A 24,320-nucleotide genomic window follows, 5' to 3' on the forward strand; every position below is an offset into this window, starting at 1 on the left:
CAACAAATCATTGTGGGAGCTGGCTTGCCAGCGATGAGGCCGTGTCAGCCAACGTCAATGCCAACTGACCTGCCGCCATCGCTGGCAAGCCAGCTCCCACACGTTCTGTGTACATCCTCAACATCAAGCATCACCACAAATCATTGTGGGAGCTGGCTTGCCAGCGATGAGGCCGTGTCAGCCAACGTCAATGCCAACTGACCTGCCGCCATCGCTGGCAAGCCAGCTCCCACACGTTCTGTGTACATCCTCAACATCAAGCATCACCACAAATCATTGTGGGAGCTGGCTTGCCAGCGATGAGGCCGTGTCAGCCAACGTCAATGCCAACTGACCTGCCGCCATCGCTGGCAAGCCAGCTCCCACAGGTTCTGTGTACATCCTCAACATCAAGCATCACCACAAATCATTGTGGGAGCTGGCTTGCCAGCGATGAGGCTGTGTCAGCCAACATCAATGCCAACTGACCTGCCACCATCGCTGGCAAGCCAGCTCCCACACGTTCTGTGTACATCCTCAACATCAAGCATCACCACAAATCATTGTGGGAGCTGGCTTGCCAGCGATGAGGCCGTGTCAGCCAACGTCAATGTGACTGACATGCCGCCATCGCTGGCAAGCCAGCTCCCACAGGTTCTGTGTACATCCTCAACATCAAGTATCACCACAAATCATTGTGGGAGCTGGCTTGCCAGCGATGAGGCTGTGTCAGCCAACATCAATGCCAACTGACCTGCCACCATCGCTGGCAAGCCAGCTCCCACAGTTTGATTGGTGGTGAGGTCAGAACAGTTCGTTGAAGGGGATGAAGCGCAGCGGGTCGCCGAGGTTGTGCTTGCTGTTCTCGGCGATTTCCACCAGGCCATCGGCCCAGGTTGCACCTAGCAGGACGCCGGAGCTTTGATTGGGATAGAGCACCGCACGCCCCGCCTCCAGCCGCACCCGCAGGTATTCACGGCGGCCGCCAGCCTTGTGCCAGTCGAAACCTGCATTGACCGTAAAACTCAGCGGCATGACATCTTCCACACCCTGAATACGCAGCAAATACGGCCGCGCCAACAAGCCAAACGTCACCAGCGCCGAGGTCGGATTGCCCGGTAAACCAATCACCGGCACCGTGCCAAAATGCCCGACCGTCAACGGTTTGCCAGGCTTGATCGCCAGTTTCCACAACAGCGGTTTGCCGCTGTCGCGCAGCACTTGCCCGAGGCAATCGGCATCCCCGGCTGACACGCCGCCCGTAGTCAGAATCAGATCAACGCTTACTTGCAGTTGCTCAAGTTTGAGCCGCGTCTGCGCCGGGCGATCCGGGAGGATGCCGGCGTCGATCACCTCGCAGCCCAATTCCCGCAACCAGTGGCCGAGCAATACGCGGTTGCTGTTGTAGATGCTGCCGGGGCGCAACGGCTGACCCGGTTCGACCAGCTCATCACCGGTCGACAGCAACGCCACACGCGGGCGACGCACCACGTGCAGTTGCGCCAGCCCTTGCCCGGCGGCGACCGCCAGTTCGAACGGTCCAAGGCGCTTGCCGGCGCGCAGCAGGATGTCGCCGACGCGATTTTCCTGACCTTGCGCGCGGATGTTCTGCCCCGCCTTCAGCGGCTGCAAGAAGCGCACGCGGCCGTCCTCCAGCACTTCGACGTTCTCCTGCATTTCGACGCAGGTGGCGCCGGGCGGCAGCGGCGCGCCGGTAAAAATCCGTGCGCAGGTGCCGGGCAGCAACGTGTCCGGTGCCAGCCCGGCGTAAACCTTCTGTGAGACCTTCAGCGGCTGTCGGTGCAGATCGGCGAGATTGAGCGCGTAACCGTCCATGGCGCTGTTCGGCCACGGCGGCAAGTCGAGGGTCGCCACCAGATCACTGGCCAGCACCCGCCCACGCGCATCGTCGAGCGCCAGCAGTTCGCTGTCGGCCAGACGTTGCTCATTGGCCATGCACAGCAATTGGTCGAGGGCGTCCTCGACCGGCATCAACGGTGCTTTGCTCATCCGCGTGACCCGCAGGCTTGCACGGCTTTCAGGTGCGGGACGAAGTTGCATGGGCGATGACGGTTGTCCAGCTGCTCGGCAAGAATGCCTTCCCACGCCGTGCGGCAGGCGCCGGTCGAACCCGGCAGGCAGCACACCAACGTGCCGTTCGACAACCCGGCCAGCGCACGGCTTTGCACGGTGGACGTACCGATATCCAGAATCGAAATCGCCCGGAACAGTTCGCCGAAGCCGTCAATCTGCTTATCAAACAAGCAGGCCACCGCTTCCGGCGTGCTGTCGCGACCAGTGAAACCCGTGCCGCCGGTGATCAGCACCACCTGAATGCCTTCGTCGGCAATCCAGTTCGCTACCTGAGCGCGGATTTTGTACAGATCGTCCTTGAGCAAGTTGCGCTCGCTCAACGTATGACCGGCTTCCAGCAACCGACTGACCAGCAACTGGCCCGAGGTATCGCTGGCGTAATCGCGCGTATCGCTGACCGTCAGCACGGCAATATTCAGGGGGACAAACAGGGCATCGGCTTTGGCACTCATGGCAGTTCTCCGGCAGCAGTCAATCAACATTGCCGAGCAGCCTAAGTGCCACTTATGAGTACTGTCTAATCACTCTGGCCAACCACATTATCGACCAGCTCTATCGGTGCCTTTCACGTTGTTCAGGGCCAGTAAAACCGGGCCTGATAGAGCTGATCGATAGTGCCTTAAATACTTCCGATTGGACGAACAACTGTTCAAGTGAGATCGTCGCACCCTGCGCTTTTCGTGCGTCTCGCGCATCCGCGTCAATACTCAATCAAAAAATCCCCATCGAGCAGGTGCCATCGTGGACATCAAACAACTCAAGTTCCTGATCGCGCTGGACGAAACCCGCCACTTCGGCCAGGCCGCCGCACGCTGCCACATCACCCAACCGACGTTGTCGATGCGCCTGCGTAATCTCGAAGATGAGCTGGATCTGGTGCTGGTCAACCGTGGCCAGCGCTTTGAAGGTTTCACCCAGGCCGGCGAGCGCGTGCTGGCCTGGGCGCGCACCTTGCTCGCCGCGCATGACGGTTTGTTCGCCGAAGCGGCGGCGTGTCGCGGGCAACTGGTCGGTAGCTTGCGTCTGGGTCTGGTGCCGCTGAGCAGCTTCAACCCGGTCAATTACATTCAGGGTTTGTCGGGGACGTATCCGGAGTTGAAGTTCAGCCTGTCATCGCTCAGTTCCGACGAGATCATCGCCGGGCTGGGCAACAATCAGCTTGATCTGGGTGTCTGCTATCTGGACCACGTCAACCCGAACTATTTCGAGTTTTTCGAAATCGGCGAGACCCGCGTCGGCCTGCTCTACGACAACCGCCACTTCCATTTCGAAGGCTCGGAAATGAGCTGGGAAGACGCCGCCGAATTACCGCTGGGGATGATCACCGCCGGCATGCATTACCGTAAATCCATCGACTTGAGCTTCCGCAGCCGTGGGCTCAGCCCGCAGCCGATCATGGAAAGCGACTCGACCTATCAGCTGTTGCAGGCGATTCACCAAGGCTTCTGCTGCGCGATCATGCCGCTGGACAGCGGTCTTGAGGAGCCGATCGAGCACCTGTCGTTCATGCAGTTGCCGGATGCCAGCGTGCTTGCGCCGCTGGGCCTGGTGATGCGCAAGACCGAGCCGCGTTCGGCGATTGCCGAGAAGTGTTTTGCCGAGGCGCGGAAGTTGTTTGGGGTTGAGGTTTCTGCCGAATAAGCAAGGGTGGATGTCCCGGCCCCATCGCTGGCAAGCCAGCGATGGGGCCTGACCAGCCAAGACAAATCCTGGTTGATCGACCAAAGCAATCACCACATCGGAACAAGCGATTGGACGCACTTTTAACGCCCCCGTAGCCTGAACACTCTTCAGCGCTTCGGGACTTTTCAGATGCTCTGCCACGTCGAAACCCTCACAGAATCCACCAGCGAACCCAACGCCCCCGCGCCACAACCGGCGCAAGTGGCGTTTCGCGAATACCTGCCCGACGCCGCCATCTCCCACGCCGCGCTGGCCTCGGAAATCGCCCTCGCCATCACCTACAACGGCCTAAGCCAAGCGGTGATGATGGTCTCGCCCGGTAACCTCGAAGACTTCATCCGTGGCTTCAGCCTGAGCAACGCGATCATCGACAGCGTCGACGAGATCTACGACATCCGCCTGACGCATTTCGATCAGGCCTGTCAGGCCGATGTGAAGATTTCCAGCCGGGCGTTCTGGGCCCTCAAGGATCATCGTCGGCAAATGACCGGCACCAGCGGCTGCGGCATCTGCGGCGTCGAAGCGCTTGAGCAGGCGTTGCCGCAACTGCAGATTCTGCAACCGTCAGCACTGCCGCCGGCCGAACATTTCGACGGCATCCGCCAACGCATCGAAGCCGCTCAACAACTGGCCCGCAGCAGCGGTGCCTTGCATGCCGCGCTGTTCTTCGACGTGACGGTGAAGCCTTGCTGTGCCGCGAAGACATCGGCCGCCACAACGCCCTCGACAAGCTGATCGGCGCGATGCAATTCGCCGCCGTCGATGCCGCTGAAGGCTTTGTCGTGGTCACCAGCCGTTGCAGCCTCGAACTGATTCACAAAGCCGTGCGCGCCCGCCTCGGCACCCTCGTCAGTCTGTCCGCGCCTACCGCGTTGACCGTGCGCTGGGCACTCAAACACCGACTCAATCTGATCCATGTACCGCACCGCAACGCCCCGCGAATTTACAGCCCGATCCAGGAGTTTTCCGCATGAGCCACACCCTCACCCACCTTGACGATCAGGGCCGCGCCAACATGGTCGACGTCAGCGACAAAGCCGCGACCCGCCGCGAAGCCAGCGCGCAAGCCTGGGTGCAGATGCGCCCGCAAACCCTGCAAATGATCCAGGCCAACGGTCACCCGAAAGGCGATGTCTTCGCGGTGGCGCGGATCGCCGGCATCCAGGCCGCCAAACGTACCCACGAGCTGATCCCGCTGTGTCATGCGCTGCTGCTCAGTTCGATTCACGTCGAACTCAAGGCCTGCGAACCGGATCGCGTGCAGATCACCAGCACCTGCCGCCTCACCGGCCAGACCGGCGTCGAACTCGAGGCGCTGACCGCCGCCAGCGTTGCCGCGTTGACCATTTACGACATGTGCAAAGCGGTGGACCGGGCCATGGTTATCGGCGATATCCGCCTGCTCAGCAAACAGGGCGGTCGCTCGGGACACTTTCAATGGGAGGACGCGCAATGATCCTGATCAACTACTTCGCCAGCTACCGTGACCGGCTCAATCTGGGCGGTGAAAAAATTCCGCTGACTGACACGCTGGGCTGCGTGGAAGACGTGCGGCAAATGCTCATGCAGCGCGGCGATCTGTGGCGTGAAGTGCTCGGCGCCGGCAACCTGATGTGCGCGGTGAATCAGGAGTTGTGTCAGCCGAGTCAGGTGATTGAGGATTTCGATGAAATCGCGTTTTTCCCGCCAGTGACCGGAGGTTGATCGATGGCTATTCGCGTCCAGCACAAAAGCTTCGACGTCGGCCAGTTGACGGCTGATCTGCACGCGCGCAATCCACGGGTCGGCGCGGTGGTGAATTTCGTTGGTTATGTGCGTGATCTGAATGTTGGTCAGAGCGTGAATGAATTGTTTCTGGAGCACTATCCGGGCATGACCGAAAAAGCCCTCGAACAGATCGCCGAAGAGGCCCGCGAGCGCTGGCCGCTGTTGGGTGTGGAGATTGTGCATCGGGTCGGTGCGTTGTCGGTGAGTGAGCCGATTGTGTTTGTCGGGGTCAGCAGCAAGCATCGGCATATGGCGTTCGAGGCGTGCGCGTTCATCATGGACGTGCTCAAGACCCGTGCGCCGTTCTGGAAGCGCGAGACTACGCCTGAGGGTTCTCACTGGGTCGAGGGCCGTGAGAGCGATAGGGATGCGGCGTTGCGCTGGAGCCTGGCGCATGCCTGAAAAGCAAAAGCCCCTCACCCTAGCCCTCCCGAAACGTCGGACCGCCCCGAGGGAGAGGGGACTGATTGGGGGATATTGCAGAGATTCACCGACTTGAAAGATTGGCTCTGAATCCATAATCGACTCGATTTTTCAGGTCAATGGATAACGCCAGACACCGCGGTCGGCCCCTTCGGGTGACCATCAAATCCATAATCGACTCGATCTTTCAGGTCGATGGATAACGCCAGACACCGCGGTCGGCCCCTTCGGGTGACCATCAAATCCATAATCGACTCGATCTTTCAGGTCGATGGATAACGCCAGACACCGCGGTCGGCCCCCTCTCCCTCTGGGAGAGGGCTGGGGTGAGGGTTAAAAGTCTGATTAGATAGCCACTCCGCCAGGATTCAACTCCGGAGTCTCGCTTGAGCACAGCGCCGAACAACCTGCCCCGCCCCGATCCCGTCACCCTGCGCCAGGCCTGGCGCTTCTGGCTGAAACTCGGCTGCATCGGTTTCGGCGGGCCGGCCGGGCAGATCGCGATCATGCATCAGGAGTTGGTCGAGCGTCGGCGCTGGATCTCCGAAAAGCGTTTTCTGCACGCACTCAACTACTGCATGTTGCTGCCCGGCCCCGAGGCTCAGCAACTGGCGACTTACATCGGCTGGCTGCTGCATCGCACCTGGGGCGGTGTCATCGCCGGTGCGCTGTTTGTGCTGCCGTCGCTGTTCATTCTGATTGGCTTGTCGTGGCTGTACGTCGCTTTCGGTGACGTGCCGGCGGTGGCCGGGGTGTTTTACGGGATCAAACCGGCAATCACCGCGATTGTGTTGCACGCCGCACATCGCATCGGCTCGCGTGCATTGAAGAATGCCTGGCTGTGGGCGATTGCCGGGGCGTCGTTCGTGGCGATTTTCGCCTTCAATCTGCCCTTCCCCTTGATCGTCCTCGGGGCTGCGTTGATCGGCTATCTGGGCGGACGGTTCGCACCGCAGCGGTTCAGCAACACAGGGGCGCGCAACAGCGAGAAATCCTTCGGCCCGGCGTTGATCGACGACGATACGCCGGCCCCCGAACACGCCCGTTTCAGCCTGCCGAAGCTGCTGCGTCTGGCTTTGATCGGCGCAGTGCTCTGGTGTTTACCGATGGCGTTACTAACGGTGCTGTTCGGCTGGGACGGCACGTTCACGCAAATGGCCTGGTTCTTCACCAAAGCCGCGCTGCTTACCTTTGGCGGCGCCTACGCGGTGCTGCCTTACGTTTATCAGGGTGCCGTCGGGCATTACGGCTGGTTGACGCCGACACAGATGATCGACGGCCTCGCCCTCGGCGAAACCACCCCCGGCCCGCTGATCATGGTGGTGGCGTTTGTCGGTTTCGTCGGTGCCTACGTGCAACCGGCGTTCGGCCCCGAACATGCCTTTGCCGCCGGCGCACTGGCAGCAACGCTGGTGACCTGGTTCACCTTCCTGCTCTCGTTTCTGTTCATCCTCGCCGGCGGGCCGTTGGTGGAATCGACGCACAACGAACTGAAGTTCACCGCACCGCTGACGGCAATCACCGCCGCCGTGGTCGGGGTGATTGTGAATCTGGCGTGTTTCTTCGCTTATCACGTGTTCTGGCCGAATGGCTTTAACGGGGCGACAGATGTTTTTTCAGTGGCGCTGGCCGTTGCGGCGGCATTGGCCTTGTTCGTTTTCAAACGCGGTGTGATCAGTGTGTTGATCGTTTGCGCCCTCGCCGGGCTGGGCTTTGAGCTGATGCGCTGAACCCTGGCCTGCGAATCTCCCGTTTACACGCCCGCGAATTCCCCCTTACTATCCGGGCACACCGGTCGGCGGGCATCCCCCGCCACCGACGTTTTCCGCCAACGGAAACACGCGTTATGAGTACGTCACTACAACAACCAGAATCGTTGAACGTCTCTACCCTGCGCGCCCTCTCTCACAGGGGCGGCGTATGAATCGTATCGTCAATCTCCCCATGGCCCTGCGCCGTTCCAAGCTGCGTCACTCCGCACGCCCGCCGGATATCGCCCGGTCTATCTGATCGCGTCCGTTAAAGAACCGCGACAGTCCCCTGCTTCTTGATATCCCTGCCAGGACACCTACGCCTTTTTGCCGCGTCGTGTCCGGCCCGAATCTGCGCGCCTGTGCGGCGCCATCGTGAGTGATTGATTATGAAATTCGCAGCCATCGAAGACGCACGCCTGTTCCTTGACCAGAACCCCGATATCGACATGATCGAGTTGTTCATTCTCGACGCCAACGGCGTGCCACGCGGCAAGCTGTTGCACCGCGAAGAACTGCTCGCCGTGTACCAAAGCGGTCGACCGCTACCAAGCACCATCCTCGGTCTGACCGTGCAGGGTGAAGACGTCGAGAACTCCGGTCTGGTCTGGGACGTCGGCGATATCGACTGCCGCGCCTATCCGCTGGAAGGCAGTCTGGTGCGCCTGCCATGGCGGCAGATTCCGACCGCCGCCGTGCAGGTCAGCATGCACCCGACCGAGGGCATGCCTGCGAGCATCGCCGACCCGCGACACTTGCTGATCAAGGTCATCGACGGGCTCAAGGCCGAGGGTTATCACCCGGTGATGGCCTGCGAGCTGGAGTTCTACTTGCTCGATGCCAAACGCGATCACAACGGCCGTCCGCAACCGGCACTGGACGCTGACGGTGGTCGACCGCGACACACCCAGGTTTATGGTTTGCGCGAGCTGGAGCAGATCGAACCGTTCCTCGCCGACCTCTACAGCGCCTGCAAACTGCACGGCATTCCGGCGCGCACGGCGATCTCCGAATACGCGCCGGGTCAGGTCGAAATCACCCTCGAACATGGCGACGCGCTGGAGGCGATGGATCAGGCGGTGCGCTACAAACGCCTGGTCAAAGCCATCGCCCACAAGCACGGCATGCAGGCAACCTTCATGGCCAAGCCGTTCGATGATCTGGCCGGCACCGGCATGCACATGCATGTCAGTCTGGCCGATGGCGCGGGACACAATCTGTTTGCCTCGGAAGACCCGGCCGGCACGCCGCTGCTGCGCACGGCGATTGGCGGCATGCTCGCCTCGCTACTCGATTCGTTGCTGCTGTTCTGCCCGAACGCCAACTCGTACCGGCGCTTTCAGGCCAACAGCTACGCGCCGCTGGCGCCGACCTGGGGTGTTGACAACCGCACCGTCAGCCTGCGCGTACCCGGTGGCCCGGCCAACACCCGGCACATCGAACACCGCATCTGCGGCGCCGACGCCAACCCGTATCTGGCAGCGGCGGCGATCCTTGCCGGGATTCATCGTGGCATTCGTGAAGACCTTGATCCGGGTGCGCCGGTCGAGGGCAATGGTTATGCGCAGGCGAAGGAATTGCTGCCGACGGATTGGCTGACGTCGCTGCAGGCGCTGGAAAATTCAGTGTGGGCGCGGGATGCGTTGGGGCAGGAATTTCTCGGGGTGTATCTGGCGGTGAAGCGTGCCGAGTATCGGCAGTTCATGGCCGAAGTGGGTGAGCAGGATTGGCGTTGGTATCTCACCGACGCCTGAATATTCACCACTATCCCTTGTAGGAGTGAGCCTGCTCGCGATGAGGCCATGTCAGTCACATCATAGGTGAATGACACACCGCTATCGCGAGCAGGCGAAGGCCTACAGGGACCGCGTACAACCGAAGAATTTGTGTGGACACTGACATGACCGAACGCTGCAATTCCTACTACACCGCCACCCTTAACCAAGACACCGACTACCCGACCCTGCAAGGCCGGCACAAGGTTGACGTGGTGATCATCGGCGGCGGCTTTACCGGCGTCGCCACCGCCGTCGAACTCGCTGAAAAAGGCATCAAAGTCGCCATCGTCGAAAGCCACAAAATCGGCTGGGGCGCCACCGGGCGCAATGGCGGACAAGTCACCGGCAGCCTTTCCGGCGACGGCGCGATGCGCAAACAGATGCGCGCGAAACTCGGCAATGAAGTCGATGATTTCATCTGGCACCTGCGCTGGCGCGGACATGAAATCATCCAGCAACGCGTCGAGAAATACGGCATTCAATGCGACCTCAAACACGGCCACTTGCACGCCGCGTACAAGCCCAGCCACATGACTGATTTGCGTAAGGATCATGAAGAAGCCGTACGGCGCGGATTAGGCGATGAAGTCAGCCTGCTCGACCGCAGTCAGGTGCGTGATCTGCTGCAAAGCGACCTCTACCACGGCGCAATCAAGAATACCCGCAACATGCATCTGCACCCGCTCAACCTGTGCATCGGTGAAGCGCGGGCGGCGGAAAGTCTCGGGGCGCTGATCTTCGAAAACAGCGAAGTGCTGGAGATCATTCACGGCGCTACACCCGGTGTGCGCACGGCTCACGGGCAGATCGACGCCAATCAGGTGATGCTCGCCGGCGACGTCTATCACAAGCTCGAACCGGGGCAGCTCAAGGGCAAGATTTTCCCGGCCATGGGCGGCATCGTCACCACCGCACCGCTCGGCGATCTGGCGAAACAGATCAACCCCGAAGACCTCGCGGTGTACGACTGCCGCTTCGTCCTCGACTACTACCGCCTCACCGCCGACGGCCGCTTGTTGTTCGGTGGCGGAGCCAACTACAGCGGCAAGGACTCACGGGACATCGCCGCCGAACTGCGCCCGTGCATCGAGCAAACCTTCCCGGCGCTCAAAGGCGTGCAGATCGATTACCAGTGGAGCTGCGCAATGGGCATCGTCATCAACCGCATCCCGCAACTTGGCAAGCTCTCGGACAACGTCTGGTATTGCCAGGGCTACTCGGGGCACGGCATTGCGACCACGCACATCATGGGCGAAATCATGGGCCGGGCGATCACCGGGCAGATGGAGCAGTTCGATACGTTTGCCCAGTGCCAGCACATTCGTGTGCCGATGGGGGATTTGCTCGGTAACCCGTTGTTGGCGGCGGGGATGTGGTATTACCAGATGCTTGAGCGACTTCGCTAAGCCTGTGTTGATCCTGCTGACCCCATCGCTGGCAAGCCAGCTCCCACAGTGTCCGTGGCGTACCCAAATTTCATGTACACCGCAAAAACCTGTGGGAGCTGGCTTGCCAGCGATGAGGCCATCAGCTCCACCACAAAACCTCAATCCGGCAACTGCTCCACCACAATCCCCAACCGCCGATAATCCTCCACACTCCCGGATGCCACATGCTGCTCGGTGATCAGCGTATGCAGGCGCGCACACGGCGCCACCACAAACGGCTCCACCGCCCCGAGCTTGTCCGCCGTGGTCACCGCAATCACCCGCGCGGCGCCATCGAGCATCGCCTGCTTCACCGGCACTTCATCGAAATGCAGCGAAGTGATCCCCACTTCCGGATGAATCGCACAAACCCCGGTAATCGCCAGATCCGCCCTGATCCCGGCCAGCAGCCGTAGCGCCTCATGCCCACCCGCCGCCATCGTCCGCGGGTTCAACTGGCCGCCAGCGAGAATCACTTTCACAGCCTTGAATTCAGACAGGGCAATCGCCGTCATCGGTGAAGCGGTCACCGCCGTGATGCTGATATCTGCACGCAACGAGCGCGCCACTTGTAGCGTGGTCGAGCCGGAATCGAACAACACAATCTGCCCGTCTTCAATTTCCTGCGCGGCCCGTTGCGCCAGGCGGATTTTCACCTCATCCGTCTCGTCCAGCCGCGTGAAGTAGTCCTTGCCGGAGTCTTTCGGACGCGGCAACGCCCCGCCGTGTACGCGTTGCACCAGCCCGGCATTGTCCAGTTCGGCGAGGTCGCGGCGGATGGTGTCTTCGGATACCGCAAAGTGCTGACTCAGCTCGGAGGCCATGACCTTGCCGTCACGTTCGAGGAGCAAAAGGATTTTCTGCCGGCGCAGAGAGGGCAGTTCGGCTGCGGAATGATCGTGCATGATTGTGCCTGTTTATGCTTGTAATTGCAGGTTTCGCAAGACTAGCGAAAGCCCCAAGTAAACACAAACCGACCGGGTATCAATCGTTTCGATCATTGGAATCGACAAGGCGAATTTTTTCTTTGCTTTCAACCTGTTCAGAATGGCCGCACTTCTAAAAGGCTCAGGATGAATACCTCATGAATCTCAATTTTGCGTTTGCGTGCATGATCGTCGTGTCGTTTGCGATTGCCCTCGGCCACGCCTGACTGCGCCTCAGACCGACGCCAGCAAATGCTCGCGCAGCCATTTGTGCGCCGGATCGCGATGCGAGCGTTCACCCCAGAACATCGCCATCTCGTAACCGGGTACTTCCAGCGGCGCGTCGACCACTTGCAACGCCGGGTTGCCACGCACCAGGCGTGACGGCAGCATCGCCACCAGATCGGTGGCCGCCAGCACCGACATCGCCATCAGAAAGTGCGGCACCGACAACACCACTTTGCGCATCAGCCCGACATCGGCCAACGCCCGATCGGTCACCCCGAAAAAGCCCCCACCTTCGCGCGACACCATCACGTGTTCCAGCGCGCAGAACTGTTCGCGGCTCGGCGCCTGCATCAAACCTGGATGCCCTACTCTACCGGCCAGCACATAACGCTCGGTGAACAGCGGCCGTCGATGCAGCTCCGGCGGCGCATCTTCGCTGATGTGCAGCGCCAGATCGAACACGCCTTGCTCGGCCTGTTTGACCAGATGCGCCGGGGTCAGATCGATCACCGCCAGACGCGTGCCCGGCGCCTGTTCACGCAAACTGCTCAGCGCCGGCAACACCACCGTCGACTCGCCGTAATCGGTCGCGGCGATTTTCCAGGTGTGCGTCGCCAGCGCCGGGTCGAACGCACTGGCCGGCGCCACCGCCCTCTCCAACGCCTCCAACGCTTCGCGCAACGGTTCACGCAGTTCATCGGCACGCGCCGTCGGGCGCATGCCACGCGGCCCGGGCAACAGCAGCGGATCACCGAAGATGTCGCGCAACTTGGCCAGATGCACGCTCACCGACGGCTGCGACAGGTTCAGGCGCTGCGCCGCGCGGGTGACATTGTGCTCCGACAGCAGCACATCAAGGGTCAGCAGCAGATTGATATCCAGTCGTCTCAAATTATTCATGGCTATACCAGACATATCAGACATTCATTTCCAATATACCGGTTGAACGCCGATCCTGCAGTCACTCAGCTAACGGAGCTTCAACATGAAAGTGCTACTGGTTTACGCCCATCCAGAACCGACTTCCCTCAACGGCTCGATACGCGACTTCAGCGTCCAGCGCCTGCAAGCCGCCGGCCACACCGTGCAGGTCTCCGACCTCTACGCGATGAACTGGAAAGCCAGCCTCGACGCCGAAGACGCCCCTGAGCGCGATGCGACGAAACCGTTCCACGCTTCGCTCGACTCGAAAGTCGCCTACGCCGAAGGCACTCAGGCTGCCGACATCGCTCGCGAGCAGGAAAAACTGTTGTGGGCGGATGCGCTGATTCTGCAGTTTCCGCTGTGGTGGTTCACCATGCCGGCGATTCTCAAAGGCTGGGTCGATCGGGTGTACGCCTATGGGTTTGCCTACGGCGTCGGCGAACATTCCGACAGTCGTTGGGGCGAGCGTTATGGCGAAGGGAAAATGAAAGGCAAACGGGCGATGTTGATGGTTACCACTGGCGGCTGGGAATCGCACTATGCGCCGCGCGGGATTAACGGGCCGATGGATGATTTGCTGTTTCCGATTCAACACGGGATTTTGTATTACCCCGGTTTTGAAGTGGTGCCGCCGTTTGTGGTGTATCGGACAAGTCGGATGGATGCGGCGCGGTATGCTGAGACTTGTGATGAACTGGGGCGGCGGCTGGATGAGCTGTGGAGTACGAGGCCGATTGGGTTTCGGCAGCAGAATGGTGGGGAGTATGAGATTCCTGCTTTGACTTTGAAGAGCGATATCGCGCCGGATAGCGAAGGCTTCGACGCACACATCCGCTAGTGCCGCATCGACCACGTAGAGCAAAAGCCCCTCACCCTAACCCTCTCCCAGAGGGAGAGGGGACTGACCGAGTTGTTTTTCCGAGCTACGCCGACCTGGAATATCGAGCCGAACTCAAGTTTTGAACAGCCCACAATCGGCTCCCTTCCCCCCTCGCCCACTTGGGAGAGAGGCGACTGACCGAGTTGTTTTTTCGAGCTACGCCGACCTGGTATATCGAGCCGAACTCAAGTTTTGAACAGCCCACAATCGACTCCCTTCCCCCCTCGCCCATTTGGGAGAGAGGCGACTGACCGAGTGCAGTGGTCTAATTTCCCCGGACACCCCGATAGGTGGAAAATACATCTATCGAGGAGTTATTCATGACTAAAAAACGCAGGGCATTCGACGACAGCTTCAAGCTGCAAGTCGTGAAGATGATCAAGGATCAGGGACTCACCGTTGTACAGGTTTGCCAGGATCTGAACATTGGTGAGACAGCCGTTCGACGCTGGGTTCAGCAATACGAGGCAGAGCAACTGGGGCAGGCCGGAATCGGCAAGCCATTAACGGCAGAGCAACAGCGCATCCGGCAATTGGAACAAGAAAATCGGCAGCTCAAGATGGATAACGACATCTTAAAAAAGGCTACCGCCTTCTTTGCCCGCGAGCTGAAGTAAGGTATCGACTGGTTCGGCAGCTGCAACAGAAGGCTTACTCAGTGGCACATGTCTGTCGGTTGCTGAGCATCAGTCGTTCAGGCTTCTATGAGTCTCAGAAGCGTGCTGATGCGCCTGTTCGGCAGAGTTGTCCTGTTCTTGTGCAACTCAAGGCGTCTTTCGCCGAGAGTGGAGGCTGCTACGGCAGCCGCCCTTTGCGCGACGCTTTGCGCGGTAAAGGCATGCTTGTCGGGCTGTATAAAATCCGTCGATTGATGCGGGCTAACGGACTGCGTTCAGCCTGGAAGCGCAAGTTTGTACACACAACCGATAGTAATCATGACCTGCCGATTGCAGAGAATGTACTGAACAGAAAATTTGATCCAGTAGCGCCAAACAAGGCCTGGGTAGCCGACATCACTTATATCCGCACCCGCAGTGGCTGGTTGTATCTGGCCGTGGTGTTGGACTTGTTTTCACGCAAGATAGTGGGCTGGTCGATGGCTCCGAACATGCCGGCAGAGCTGGTGTGCACCGCGATGCAACTGGCAATCGCGCAGCGTCAACCGCCGCCAGGCTTGATTGCCCACTCAGATCGGGGTAGCCAATATGCGAGTGCAACTTACAGAGAATTACTGGCAAGAAACGACATGCAGCAGAGCATGAGCCGTAAAGGTAATTGCTGGGACAATGCAGTGATGGAGCGCTTCTTTTTGAGTTTGAAAATGGAGCGAGTATGGCGACGTGACTACGCGAACCACGCTGAAGCGATCCGCGACATCACCGAATACATCGTTGGGTTTTACAACAACGAACGGCTGCACTCGAAACTGGGATATCTGCCACCGACCGTTTACGAGCGGGCGATGGCGTCAAAACCACCTATCGAGGTGTCCGGAATTAGTTGACCACTGCAGAGTTGTTTTTCCGAGCTACGCCGACCTGGAATATCGAGCCGAACTCAAGTTTTGAACAGCCCACAATCGGCTCCCTTCCCCCTCGCCCCCCTGGGGGAGAGGGCTGGGGTGAGGGGGATGGATCTAACTGACACACCGCAACATGCAGGCATCAGTGGCTCCGGTCAGGTTTCCTCCCGCGCCCGCCGCACTTGCACCAACAACGCCGGGGCAAAATGCAGCAACACCATCCGGCTCAAATGATGAGTCAGGATAAATACCACATTCAGCCCGCCACCAAACGCGACAATCGCAATCGTCTCAATCGCCCCCGGCATGTACGCCAGCCATAGCGACAGCGGATCACTGCCCAACCAGCGCGCCGCCACCTCAGCAAATACTGCGGCTACCACGATCATCAAACCCACTGAGACCAACGCCGTGCGCCCGTGACGCCCCAGTTCCGCAACGCCAAGCCCCTGAAACCTTGAGCCGATCCGCACGCCGAGAATCAGCGCCGCCAGATTCAAACTCCAGTCCGGCATATGAAAACCGTGCAGCCATCCCGATTTCACGAACACGGCAGTGATAATGATCGCCGTGAGCATGAACGGCGCCGGTACGCCGATCACCAGCAGCAAGCGTCCGAGCAGTACACTCAATGCGATCACCGAAAACGCGGTCAGTGCCATGCCTGTCGTTAAAGGATCACCATCGGCAACCGCCACCGCAGCCGCCTGGCCGGGAATCAGGAAACTCACCAGTACCGTGATCAGCAGCAAGCGCATCAGATGCACAATGATGACCTTGCTCGACGCTTTCTCCGACTCGAGTAAATCGAACACCGCTGCCAATGCGCCGGGATAAACCGCCAACAGCGCATCGGTACGGTTCCAGCCTGCGCCGCGCGTCAGCCACCATCCGGCCAACGCGATTTGCACCGTCAGGCAAATCAGCAACACACCAAGGCTAGGCAACATCGTCGAGGCCGTCTCGCTGTCCCACGCTTCGAACATCAGCCCGGTGGCGATACCCAGCGTGACCTGGATGTAGCCCAGTCCATAAGGCGTTGCCGGCGCGATATCGGTTTTGCTGGCAAACAATGCGGTGACCACAATCGAGCCTAACAACAAACCGTGGGGCACGCCTTCGAACTGCAACAGCGCGCCGAAACCGGCAGCAATCAACAAACAGAGAATGGATTTCATAGTCGCCTTCCTGGCTATCTGCCTGACACACCACAACCCATGTAGGAGCCTTCGGCAGCTCCTACAGGGAATGTATTCGTTTTCAGCCGCGCAACCGTCCAATCGCGCGACGGTACTTCTCGATCCGCTCCAAATCTTCCCAACTTGGCGAGGCAATTCGCGACAGGTCGCTGTTCTCCTCCAAGTCCGCCAGCTTCACCACCCGACCGATCGGGTTCTGTGCGGCGCGGTCGACGAAGTCTTCATAGGATTCGCCCGGCACTTTGGTCACGGATTCGATAGCGCTCAAAACGTCTTCGCTGAAGCCTTCTTTGCGCAGATCAACGAGGCTGATGCCGCAATCCTCAACCACATCGTGCAGCACAGCGACGATGCGTTCTTCCAATGTGGTCATGCGCAACATGACTTTCAGCGGATGCAAAATGTACGGCGCGCCGCCCTTGTCGACCTGTCCGGCGTGGGCCGTGGCGGCGATGGCGATTGCACGTTCGAGGGTCTGGGTCATGGGGTTCTCCGAGGGTTAAACGCCGTAGCGGCCGCCGACATGGATGTTGCGTTTGAGCCAGTTGCCGATGGCCTTAAGACGCCCGACTGGCTTCGCTGACCCGTAATGCCGCTGAAGGATCAGCGACACCAAACCAGCCTGATCGGCTTTTGGATGGGCATCGATCAACTCGGCAACCCACGCGCAATCAGCCTTATTCAAATGCTCACGCCACTCTCCCGGCCAGGCGTCCAGCTCATCCAGCGCCAACCATCGCGCACCGCCATGCTCCATATGCCCGCCGGACATCGACTGTTCGAAACAGAAAGGCGTGTCTGGCTTTGCAGGGTCAATGTGAAACAGATAGATGTCGTGGAATGGATGCTGCGAGGGGGGCGCGTTATTGCGGCTGCCGATTTCAATCATGGGCAATGTTCCAATCCTTGGGCGCTGAATGTTTCCGATTGTTTCGCAGTGTACGCGATAGGAGCAAATCAAAAACCCGATGGAACCTCCCTCCTCCGCACAATCTCGAAACTGTATCAGCGCCAAATCCTCGATCAGACACGGCGCCATTGGAGAGGAAAGCCCGATGAACATTCGATTCCTGCTTCTGATCGCCACCTTCGCCGTCATCCCCACCTGCGTCATGGCCGAAGGCTGCGACGTCCAGACCCAATCCTCCAGTGCCTCGGTGCCAGCGGTGGAAACCCACAGCTGTTATGAATACGAAGGCATGCCGGTCAACTCAATCGACTGGTCGTGCAGCAACGAAAGCAAGGACATGCTGAGCAGCACTAAAACCAAGGTTGAACACTGCGCCGATCACTATCAGGCCACGTGTATCGCCACGATCACCCAGGAATCCCTGGCCAACCCGCATTCCACCAGCAAGGACAAAAACGCCAAAGCCCTGAACATCCCCGACAACGCGCAAGTGACCACGTATTACTACGACGTGGAGCATTTGGCGCAGGCGCGGATTGATTGTGAGAATGGTGGCGGGCATTGGAAAACGAAGTAAACGACTGATTTCCATGCCAGCGACAGGCAAAGAAAAGCCCGGCTCAAAAGGACCGGGCTTTTTAGTGCGCAATATCCGTTAACCACCGCCGTTACCACCACCGCTGCTACCGGACGGTTGACCCGCAGGGCTGGGCTTGGAGGCAGAAGGCACCGGCCCATTGTCGGTCTTGCCACCATCACCACCCTTGGGCAGCGAGTCGGCATCCGGGTCGGCATTGGTGGCTGGAGACGCCGGATCACGCGTCTGGCTGTTGCCGTCGTTCGCTGTCGAGGTCGGCGTTTCGCCGGCCGCGATCGCGTACAGCGAACTGCCGGACAGCAAGGCCGCGAGGGTTAACACCGCGATTTTATGGTTCAGCATGGTGGTTCTTCCTTTGCTGGGTGAGTTACAGCATTGGAAGAGTGGCTGGCTCGAAGGTGCGGTGTATTGGATGAATGGTCATGGTTTAGGCGAAAAAAAACCGACGCCTGTTCAGGCATCGGTTTCCCCTATTGGTGACAGGAACCGGATATCAGCGCTTCATCGCTTCACACTGGCTGCGCAGAATCTTTAAATCGGCACTCATTCTTTGGGCGTACTGACCAAGCAGGCAGAGAAGTATTTGTTCTGGAATTCAGTGGTCGCGGCCGTTTGCTGCTCTGCGGTTTCGCGCCGTGGCTCTTCATACGCATCTTGAATGAGCCTCTGATACATCTTGGTGATCAACTTATTCTCATTTTTTTCCGAAATGTCCCAAAGCGTCGCCATGGGAGCGCCATCCTGACGTGCCTGCATCACGACCATCGCCGCGTTTTCAAGGATCTTGCAGCCTTTCAGATATTCGGTTTTTGAGATGGCCTGTGCGGAAAAGCTGCAAGTAAGTAATGCAGCACAGATAAAGAGACGATTACGTAGCACAGTGGTCTTCCTTGGAAAAATGGCCCGGGACTCTATCATTGATATCGTAACGCCATCAATTCGAACTGATCTGCAAGGTTCAACGTTTCAGGGCTTCGCAGCGGGTGCGCAGGTCATGGTTGTCGATATTCCCGCAACTGCTGCCGCCGGTCGTGGCGTTGCAATAGGCTCGTTGATCATGGTCATCGATGTTGCCGCATGAGCTGTTGCCCTGCTCCGCATTGCACCGCGCACGCAAGTCGTGATTATCAATATTGCCGCAACTGCTGCCGCTCTTCTTCGCGTTGCAGTAGGCGCGCTGATCATGGTCATCGATGTTGCCGCAGGAGCTGCCACCCAACTCGGCGTTGCACGAGGCGCGCAAATCGTGATTATCGATATTGCCGCAACTGCTGCCGCTCTCCCTCGCATTGCAATAGGCCCGCTGATCGTGGTCGTCGATGTTCCCGCAACTGGCGAACGTGTAACTGCTGAACATCAACAACATGGCGAGTAATAGTCTCATCACACACTTCCTTGGGTTGCCAGGAAACAGCCTGGCACTGGTTGATCCTGTTCAATGAGCGTCGCGACACGCCATCAAATTGACATCGCTTTTTAGGAAAGTTCCAAATCGAGGTGTGTGCGGATTTGAGTTCTGAAAAAGGCGTAGGAAAACGCGTCGTGTGGTGAGGGGATTCGTCCGTCGAGGGCGATGAAGTGGCACAGACATGGCGAGCTTTTTTGCCCTGAGACTTCGAACGCATCGGATTACGTCGATTGCACCTTGAAACGCGGTTTTACGGCATTCCAACCGGCTCCCTCGCCGACCGGTTTTGCGTCCTACAAGTCGGTTGGGGCTGATGAGATTGCTGCCTAGGGGCTTTGTAAAGAGCGAATGAAAAACAACCGAAGAAAGGATAGGCATTAGACCATGAGAAAAATCCTGACTTTTTGGTGATATGCCTTATCGCATATCGTTTTAACAACCTGTCAACTTTAACAGGTGTATTTTTCGCAGATATATATAAATTTAGTTAGGCAATATCTCACTCACTGAAATCACCGGAAGGAATAAAACATGAATATCTATCGCGACTCTATTCGAGGTCTCTTGGTAGCCAGCGCGATTGGCTGTGCCAGCCTTTCGATGGCTGGAATTGCAGATACCGAACAATCAGTACGTGGCGATAAGGCTGTATATGTAACCTGTACGGAAGCCGAAAAACGCAATGGTCAATGCCAAGACAAATGACGCTAGCAGAACAGCAGACGAAAAGAAACCGCAATAACGCGGTTTCTTTCTAACTACCGTCTTCTGATAACTGCAATTAAACCACACACTAGCGCGTCAGAAATTCGCCGGCGTATTCGCACTAATAATCTCAGCCTCATCCGCCCCGATATTCCGGAACTTATGCGGCAGCGTGGTCGGGAAGTAATACCCATCCCCTGCATTCAATACACTCACCGACCCATCCACGGTCAACTCAACCGTACCCCGAGTCACCAGTCCACACTCCTCACCCTCAGCATGCACAATCGGCTCTTCCCCCGAACTAGCGCCCGGTGCGTATTGCTCGCGCAGCAAGCGCATCTGCCGGCTTGGTACAGAGGCGCCAATCAGCAGCAGGCGCAGGCCGTGGCGGCCGAGGTCGGGTTGTTCGTTGGCGCGGAAGACGTATTGGTGTTCGCGCGGGGGTTGGTCGAAGGTGAAGAAGTCGGCTAGGGACATGGGTATGCCTTCGAGCAGCTTTTTCAGTGAGCTGACGGAGGGGCTGACGCGATTTTGTTCGATCAGGGAGATGGTGGCATTGGTCACGCCGCTACGCCGGGCCAGCTCGCGCTGGGAGAGTTTGTAGCTTTCGCGTACTAGTTTGAGTCGAGAACCCGTATCCATGACTGCCTTATGTGAGAAGTACTTAGGCTCTGCGCGAAAACTGCCTGCGCGACGATCATGCTGCGTTAAAAACAGGCTCGGAATGCTCATGTAGGGCCCTACACTCCGCTTCCTCGCCTGTTTTTGCCTTGCCTGATCGCCGCTCGGCGGTTCTCGCGCAGACCCACGGGTAATGGGGGTGGGTGGCGGGTGCCGCGCGTGGGGCGCGGATCACGTTGCTCCCGTGTCCCGGAACCGTGAAAGGCGGCTATTAAATCACGTTTGCCGGTGTTGCTCAGCAGGTTCGATGGACGGTGGGTGAAATGAACCTGCCGGTGGTAATTCTGGGCTGAATACAAAACCTGTGGGAGCTGGCTTGCCAGCGATCGGGTGGCACATTCAACATCCCTTTTGCTGAAAGACCGCCATCGCTGGCAAGCCAGCTCCCACAGGTTTTGTGGTGTGTCAGCGGGAGTGATGGTGTCTTTTCTAACCTCATCGCGAGCAGGCTCACTCCTACAATTTGATCTTTAGTGTTTCAGTCGGATTGATGTTGTGTTTGCTGGCCTCATCGCTGGCAAGCCAGCTCCCACATTTGGTTATCAGGGAGTGTTGCGATAAGAAAAACCGGCGGGGTCTTGGGGCCGCCGCCGGGGAGGTAACTTAGATGCCAAAGCGGTCGCGCAGCGAGTAGTAGACGGCGCCGAGGGCAGTCAGTGGCGCGGAGAAGGTGCGACCACCGAGCATTGGCATGTGCGGCAGCGATGCGAAGGCGTCGAAGCGTTCGGCGTCGCCGCGGATCATTTCCGAGATCAGTTTGCCGGCGAGGTGCGAGCAGGTGACGCCGTGGCCGCTGTAGCCTTGCATGTAGTAGGCGTTCTTTTCGATGCGGCCGAATTGCGGCATGCGTGACATGGTCAGCAGGAAGTTGCCGGTCCAGCGGTAGTCGATCTTGACGTCTTTGAGCTGCGGGAAGGTCTTGAGGATCTTCGGGCGGATCAGTTGTTCGATGTCGTCCGGTTCACGCGCGCCGTAGACCACGCCGCCGCCGTAGAGCAGACGGTTGTCGGCCGTCAGGCGGTAGTAATCCAGCAGGTAATTGCAGTCTTCGACGCAGTAGTTGTTGGTGATCAGGCTGCGCGCCTGTTTTTCGGTCAACGGTTCGGTGACGACGATCTGCGAACCGCACGGCATGCTTTTCGCGGTCACGCGGTTGTCGAGACCTTGTGGCAGATAAGCGTTGCCGGCGATCAACAGGTACTTGGCGCGGACCTGGCCTTTGGCGGTGCGCACAACGTTCGGCTCGCCGTATTTGATTTCCACGGCCGCCGATTGCTCGTAGATCTTGCCGCCCAAACGGGTGATCGCAGCCGCTTCACCGAGCGCCAGGTTCAGTGGGTGAACGTGGCCGCCCTGCATGTCCAGCAGGCCACCGACGTAAGCATCGGAGCCGACTTCGCGACGAATGTCAGCCGCGTCGAGCATCTTCAGATTGCGGTTGCCGTAACGCTCCCAGCTGCGCTTTTGCTCAGCCAGACCGTTGAGTTGTTTTTTGTTCATCGCTGCGAAGATGCCGCCCGGGCGGTAGTCGCATTTGATGTCGTATTCCTTGATGCGCGAACGAATGATGTCGGCGCCTTCAAAGATCATGCTGCCGAGAATTTCTGCGGTCTTGTCGCCGTAGCGCTCTTCGATCACATCGACGTCACGGCTGTAGGAGTTGACCAGTTGACCGCCGTTGCGCCCGCTGGCGCCGTAGCCGACTTTCGCCGCTTCCAGCACCGTCACTTTGTAGCCGGCTTCGGTGAGGAACAGTGCCGAGGACAGACCGGTGTAGCCGGCGCCGATGATGCAGACGTCGCACTCGACTGACTCTTCCAGAACCGGAAAGTCGATGACTTCATTGCGGGTGGCGGCGTAGTAGCTGTTTACGTGTTGTTGCTTCATTTTATTGTTCTCCGAAGGTCGCTCATCAAGAGCGACCACCGCTGTCGAAAATCAGAGCTTGATCCAGGTCGCTTTCAGCTCGGTGTACTTGTCGAACGCGTGCAGCGATTTATCGCGGCCGTTGCCCGATTGTTTGAAACCACCGAACGGTGCGGTCATGTCGCCGCCGTCGTACTGGTTGACCCAGACGCTGCCGGCACGCAGGCCACGGGCGAAGGTGTGCGCCTTGCTGAGATTGCTGGTCCAGACGCCGGCGGCGAGGCCGAAGATGCTGTCGTTGGCGATCTGCAGCGCTTCTTCCGCAGTGTCGAAGGTGATCAGCGACAACACCGGGCCAAAGATTTCTTCCTGAGCGATGGTCATCGCGTTGGTCACGCCGTCGAACAGCGCCGGTTGCACATAGAGGCCGCCGGTTTCTTCGAGGATGCGTTGGCCGCCGGCGATCAGTTCGGCGCCCTGCTCGCGACCGATGCTGATGTAGCGCAGCACATTGTCGAGTTGACGCTGATCGACCACGGCACCGACGGTGGTAGCCGGATCGAGTGAATGACCGGGTTTCCACGCTTGCAGCGCTTCCACCAACAGCGGAATGAATTGCTCGCGAATCGAGCGCTCGACCAGCAAGCGCGAACCGGCAGTGCAGACTTCGCCCTGGTTAAAAGCAATGGCGCCGGCCGCCGCTTGTGCTGCCGCGCGCAAATCCGGAGCGTCGGCAAACACCACGTTCGGGCTCTTGCCCCCTGCTTCGAGCCAGACGCGTTTCATGTTGCTTTGGCCGGCATAAATCATCAGTTGCTTGGCGATCGCCGTGGAGCCAGTGAAGGCCAGCACGTCGACGTCCATGTGCAACGCCAACGCCTTGCCGACGGTGTGGCCAAAGCCTGGCAGGACGTTGAACACGCCTTTCGGAATGCCGGCATCCAATGCGAGCTGGGCGATGCGGATTGCGGTCAGCGGCGATTTTTCCGAAGGTTTCAGAATGAACGAATTGCCTGCCGCCAGTGCTGGAGCGAATTTCCAGCTGGCCATGATCAGCGGGAAATTCCACGGCACGATGGCCGCAACTACACCGGACGGCTCGCGAGTGACGAGGCCTAGTTGGTCGTGCGGCGTCGCGGCGACTTCGTCGTAGATCTTGTCGATGGCTTCGGCGCTCCAGCGAATCGCATTGGCGGTCGCCGGGATGTCGATGCTCATCGAATCGCTGATCGGTTTACCCATGTCGAGGGTTTCCAGCAGCGCCAGTTCTTCCTGGTTCTGCAGGATCAGATCGGCGAAGCGAATCAGGATGCGCTTGCGCTCGGCCGGGGCTTTTTTCGCCCAGATGCCGGACTCGAAAGACTGGCGCGCGACTTCAACAGCGAGGTTGGCGTCGGCTTCATCGGTGCTGGCCACGGAGGCGAGGAAACGGCCGTCGACGGGGCTCAGGCATTCGAAGGTGTCGCCACTGATGGCCGGGCGGTATTCACCGTTGATGAATGCGCGGGCTTCGATGGTCAGGGACTGGAAGCGTTGTTCCCAGTCGTTGCGGGTCGTTGTCATTGTTG

At 59.0% G+C, this 24,320-nt stretch carries 24 protein-coding genes and 1 pseudogene; 12 read left to right on the plus strand and 13 right to left on the minus strand.

Annotated features, from left to right (window positions below; genetic code table 11):
- Positions 1-783 precede the first annotated feature (783 nt).
- Entirely contained in the window at positions 784-1,989 is a 1,206-nt protein-coding gene (locus ACZZ0A_RS13700) for a molybdopterin molybdotransferase MoeA (protein WP_463544096.1), read from the minus strand.
- Positions 1,986-2,525: a molybdenum cofactor biosynthesis protein B gene (gene moaB, locus ACZZ0A_RS13705; RefSeq protein ID WP_007918937.1), complete on the minus strand. Its 540-nt coding sequence runs from the start codon at positions 2,523-2,525 to the stop codon at positions 1,986-1,988. Before moaB ends, ACZZ0A_RS13700 begins: the two co-directional genes overlap by 4 nt.
- Positions 2,526-2,814: 289 nt before the next feature.
- Between moaB and ACZZ0A_RS13710 the strand changes: the two genes are divergently transcribed.
- The 8 genes and pseudogenes from ACZZ0A_RS13710 to ACZZ0A_RS13745 all read left to right on the plus strand — a co-directional run bounded on the left by ACZZ0A_RS13710 (position 2,815) and on the right by ACZZ0A_RS13745 (position 10,881).
- Positions 2,815-3,714 carry a LysR family transcriptional regulator gene (locus ACZZ0A_RS13710; RefSeq protein ID WP_007918939.1) on the plus strand — a complete coding sequence of 300 codons (900 nt, stop codon included), beginning with the start codon at positions 2,815-2,817 and terminating at the stop codon, positions 3,712-3,714.
- 348 nt (positions 3,715-4,062) lie between these two features.
- Positions 4,063-4,730: pseudogene (locus ACZZ0A_RS13715) on the plus strand (formate dehydrogenase accessory sulfurtransferase FdhD).
- On the plus strand, positions 4,727-5,212 hold the full coding sequence (gene moaC, locus ACZZ0A_RS13720) for a cyclic pyranopterin monophosphate synthase MoaC (RefSeq protein WP_127928660.1): 486 nt from the start codon (positions 4,727-4,729) through the stop codon (positions 5,210-5,212). The pseudogene ACZZ0A_RS13715 and the gene moaC overlap by 4 nt, the downstream one beginning before the upstream one ends.
- Positions 5,209-5,460, plus strand: coding sequence for a MoaD/ThiS family protein (locus tag ACZZ0A_RS13725; protein ID WP_007918946.1), 252 nt, complete (start codon positions 5,209-5,211; stop codon positions 5,458-5,460). The genes moaC and ACZZ0A_RS13725 overlap by 4 nt, the downstream gene beginning before the upstream one ends.
- Before the next feature lie 3 nt (positions 5,461-5,463).
- A complete protein-coding gene (moaE, locus tag ACZZ0A_RS13730; protein ID WP_095113580.1) occupies positions 5,464-5,925 on the plus strand; it encodes a molybdopterin synthase catalytic subunit MoaE in 462 nt (153 codons plus the stop codon).
- A gap of 407 nt (positions 5,926-6,332) precedes the next feature.
- Positions 6,333-7,676, plus strand: coding sequence for a chromate efflux transporter (gene chrA / locus ACZZ0A_RS13735; RefSeq protein WP_463543308.1), 1,344 nt, complete (start codon positions 6,333-6,335; stop codon positions 7,674-7,676).
- A 410-nt stretch (positions 7,677-8,086) separates the two neighbouring features.
- Complete coding sequence (locus tag ACZZ0A_RS13740) at positions 8,087-9,451, plus strand: glutamine synthetase family protein (protein ID WP_123376706.1); 1,365 nt, start codon at positions 8,087-8,089, stop codon at positions 9,449-9,451.
- Between the two features lie 146 nt (positions 9,452-9,597).
- The gene (locus tag ACZZ0A_RS13745) at positions 9,598-10,881 is read left to right on the plus strand and encodes an NAD(P)/FAD-dependent oxidoreductase (protein ID WP_007918958.1); all 1,284 of its coding nucleotides are present in this window, start codon (positions 9,598-9,600) and stop codon (positions 10,879-10,881) included.
- Positions 10,882-11,021: 140 nt separating this feature from the next.
- Here ACZZ0A_RS13745 and ACZZ0A_RS13750 read toward each other — a convergent pair whose 3' ends face one another.
- Both ACZZ0A_RS13750 and ACZZ0A_RS13755 read right to left on the minus strand, forming a co-directional pair.
- A complete protein-coding gene (locus ACZZ0A_RS13750) occupies positions 11,022-11,807 on the minus strand; it encodes a DeoR/GlpR family DNA-binding transcription regulator (protein ID WP_463543309.1) in 786 nt (261 codons plus the stop codon).
- A 255-nt stretch (positions 11,808-12,062) separates the two neighbouring features.
- Entirely contained in the window at positions 12,063-12,956 is an 894-nt protein-coding gene (locus tag ACZZ0A_RS13755; protein WP_463543310.1) for a LysR family transcriptional regulator, read from the minus strand.
- An 85-nt stretch (positions 12,957-13,041) separates the two neighbouring features.
- Here ACZZ0A_RS13755 and ACZZ0A_RS13760 point away from each other — a divergent pair, with 85 nt between their 5' ends.
- Both ACZZ0A_RS13760 and ACZZ0A_RS13765 read left to right on the plus strand, forming a co-directional pair.
- Positions 13,042-13,818 carry an NAD(P)H-dependent oxidoreductase gene (locus tag ACZZ0A_RS13760; protein WP_463543311.1) on the plus strand — a complete coding sequence of 259 codons (777 nt, stop codon included), beginning with the start codon at positions 13,042-13,044 and terminating at the stop codon, positions 13,816-13,818.
- Positions 13,819-14,180: 362 nt separating this feature from the next.
- A protein-coding gene (locus ACZZ0A_RS13765) for an IS3 family transposase (RefSeq protein WP_208867554.1) occupies positions 14,181-15,364 on the plus strand; the annotation gives its coding sequence in 2 pieces (ribosomal slippage) (positions 14,181-14,445 and positions 14,445-15,364; 1,185 coding nt in all).
- Positions 15,365-15,537: 173 nt separating this feature from the next.
- Here the strand turns inward: ACZZ0A_RS13765 and ACZZ0A_RS13770 are convergent.
- The 3 genes from ACZZ0A_RS13770 to ACZZ0A_RS13780 form a co-directional block, all read right to left on the minus strand.
- Complete coding sequence (locus ACZZ0A_RS13770) at positions 15,538-16,560, minus strand: AbrB family transcriptional regulator (protein WP_463543312.1); 1,023 nt, start codon at positions 16,558-16,560, stop codon at positions 15,538-15,540.
- A gap of 82 nt (positions 16,561-16,642) precedes the next feature.
- Positions 16,643-17,065: an HD domain-containing protein gene (locus ACZZ0A_RS13775; RefSeq protein ID WP_123376700.1), complete on the minus strand. Its 423-nt coding sequence runs from the start codon at positions 17,063-17,065 to the stop codon at positions 16,643-16,645.
- 15 nt (positions 17,066-17,080) lie between these two features.
- Positions 17,081-17,470: a hypothetical protein gene (locus tag ACZZ0A_RS13780; RefSeq protein WP_463544097.1), complete on the minus strand. Its 390-nt coding sequence runs from the start codon at positions 17,468-17,470 to the stop codon at positions 17,081-17,083.
- A gap of 166 nt (positions 17,471-17,636) precedes the next feature.
- On the opposite strand from ACZZ0A_RS13780, the gene ACZZ0A_RS13785 reads away from it, so the two are divergent.
- Positions 17,637-18,068 (plus strand): hypothetical protein, encoded by a 432-nt coding sequence (locus ACZZ0A_RS13785; RefSeq protein ID WP_007919301.1) that lies wholly within the window; start codon positions 17,637-17,639, stop codon positions 18,066-18,068.
- A 78-nt stretch (positions 18,069-18,146) separates the two neighbouring features.
- Here ACZZ0A_RS13785 and ACZZ0A_RS13790 read toward each other — a convergent pair whose 3' ends face one another.
- From ACZZ0A_RS13790 to ACZZ0A_RS13800, 3 genes are all read right to left on the minus strand, one after another.
- On the minus strand, positions 18,147-18,431 hold the full coding sequence (locus ACZZ0A_RS13790) for a hypothetical protein (RefSeq protein WP_463543313.1): 285 nt from the start codon (positions 18,429-18,431) through the stop codon (positions 18,147-18,149).
- Positions 18,432-18,632: 201 nt separating this feature from the next.
- On the minus strand, positions 18,633-18,968 hold the full coding sequence (locus tag ACZZ0A_RS13795) for a hypothetical protein (RefSeq protein WP_007919298.1): 336 nt from the start codon (positions 18,966-18,968) through the stop codon (positions 18,633-18,635).
- Positions 18,969-19,047: 79 nt separating this feature from the next.
- On the minus strand, positions 19,048-19,473 hold the full coding sequence (locus ACZZ0A_RS13800) for a hypothetical protein (RefSeq protein WP_007919295.1): 426 nt from the start codon (positions 19,471-19,473) through the stop codon (positions 19,048-19,050).
- 555 nt (positions 19,474-20,028) lie between these two features.
- Between ACZZ0A_RS13800 and ACZZ0A_RS13805 the strand changes: the two genes are divergently transcribed.
- Positions 20,029-20,202, plus strand: coding sequence for a hypothetical protein (locus tag ACZZ0A_RS13805; protein ID WP_007919293.1), 174 nt, complete (start codon positions 20,029-20,031; stop codon positions 20,200-20,202).
- Positions 20,203-20,298: 96 nt separating this feature from the next.
- Here the strand turns inward: ACZZ0A_RS13805 and ACZZ0A_RS13810 are convergent, their stop codons facing one another.
- From ACZZ0A_RS13810 to ACZZ0A_RS13820, 3 genes are all read right to left on the minus strand, one after another.
- Positions 20,299-20,847, minus strand: a complete 549-nt coding sequence (locus ACZZ0A_RS13810) for a cupin domain-containing protein (RefSeq protein WP_007950154.1) — start codon at positions 20,845-20,847, stop codon at positions 20,299-20,301.
- Between the two features lie 642 nt (positions 20,848-21,489).
- Positions 21,490-22,773 (minus strand): NAD(P)/FAD-dependent oxidoreductase, encoded by a 1,284-nt coding sequence (locus tag ACZZ0A_RS13815; protein ID WP_095113594.1) that lies wholly within the window; start codon positions 22,771-22,773, stop codon positions 21,490-21,492.
- Positions 22,774-22,824: 51 nt separating this feature from the next.
- Positions 22,825-24,315 carry an aldehyde dehydrogenase gene (locus tag ACZZ0A_RS13820; protein WP_463543314.1) on the minus strand — a complete coding sequence of 497 codons (1,491 nt, stop codon included), beginning with the start codon at positions 24,313-24,315 and terminating at the stop codon, positions 22,825-22,827.
- Positions 24,316-24,320: the final 5 nt, after the last annotated feature.

The organism is Pseudomonas sp. AC242, assembly GCF_979258655.1.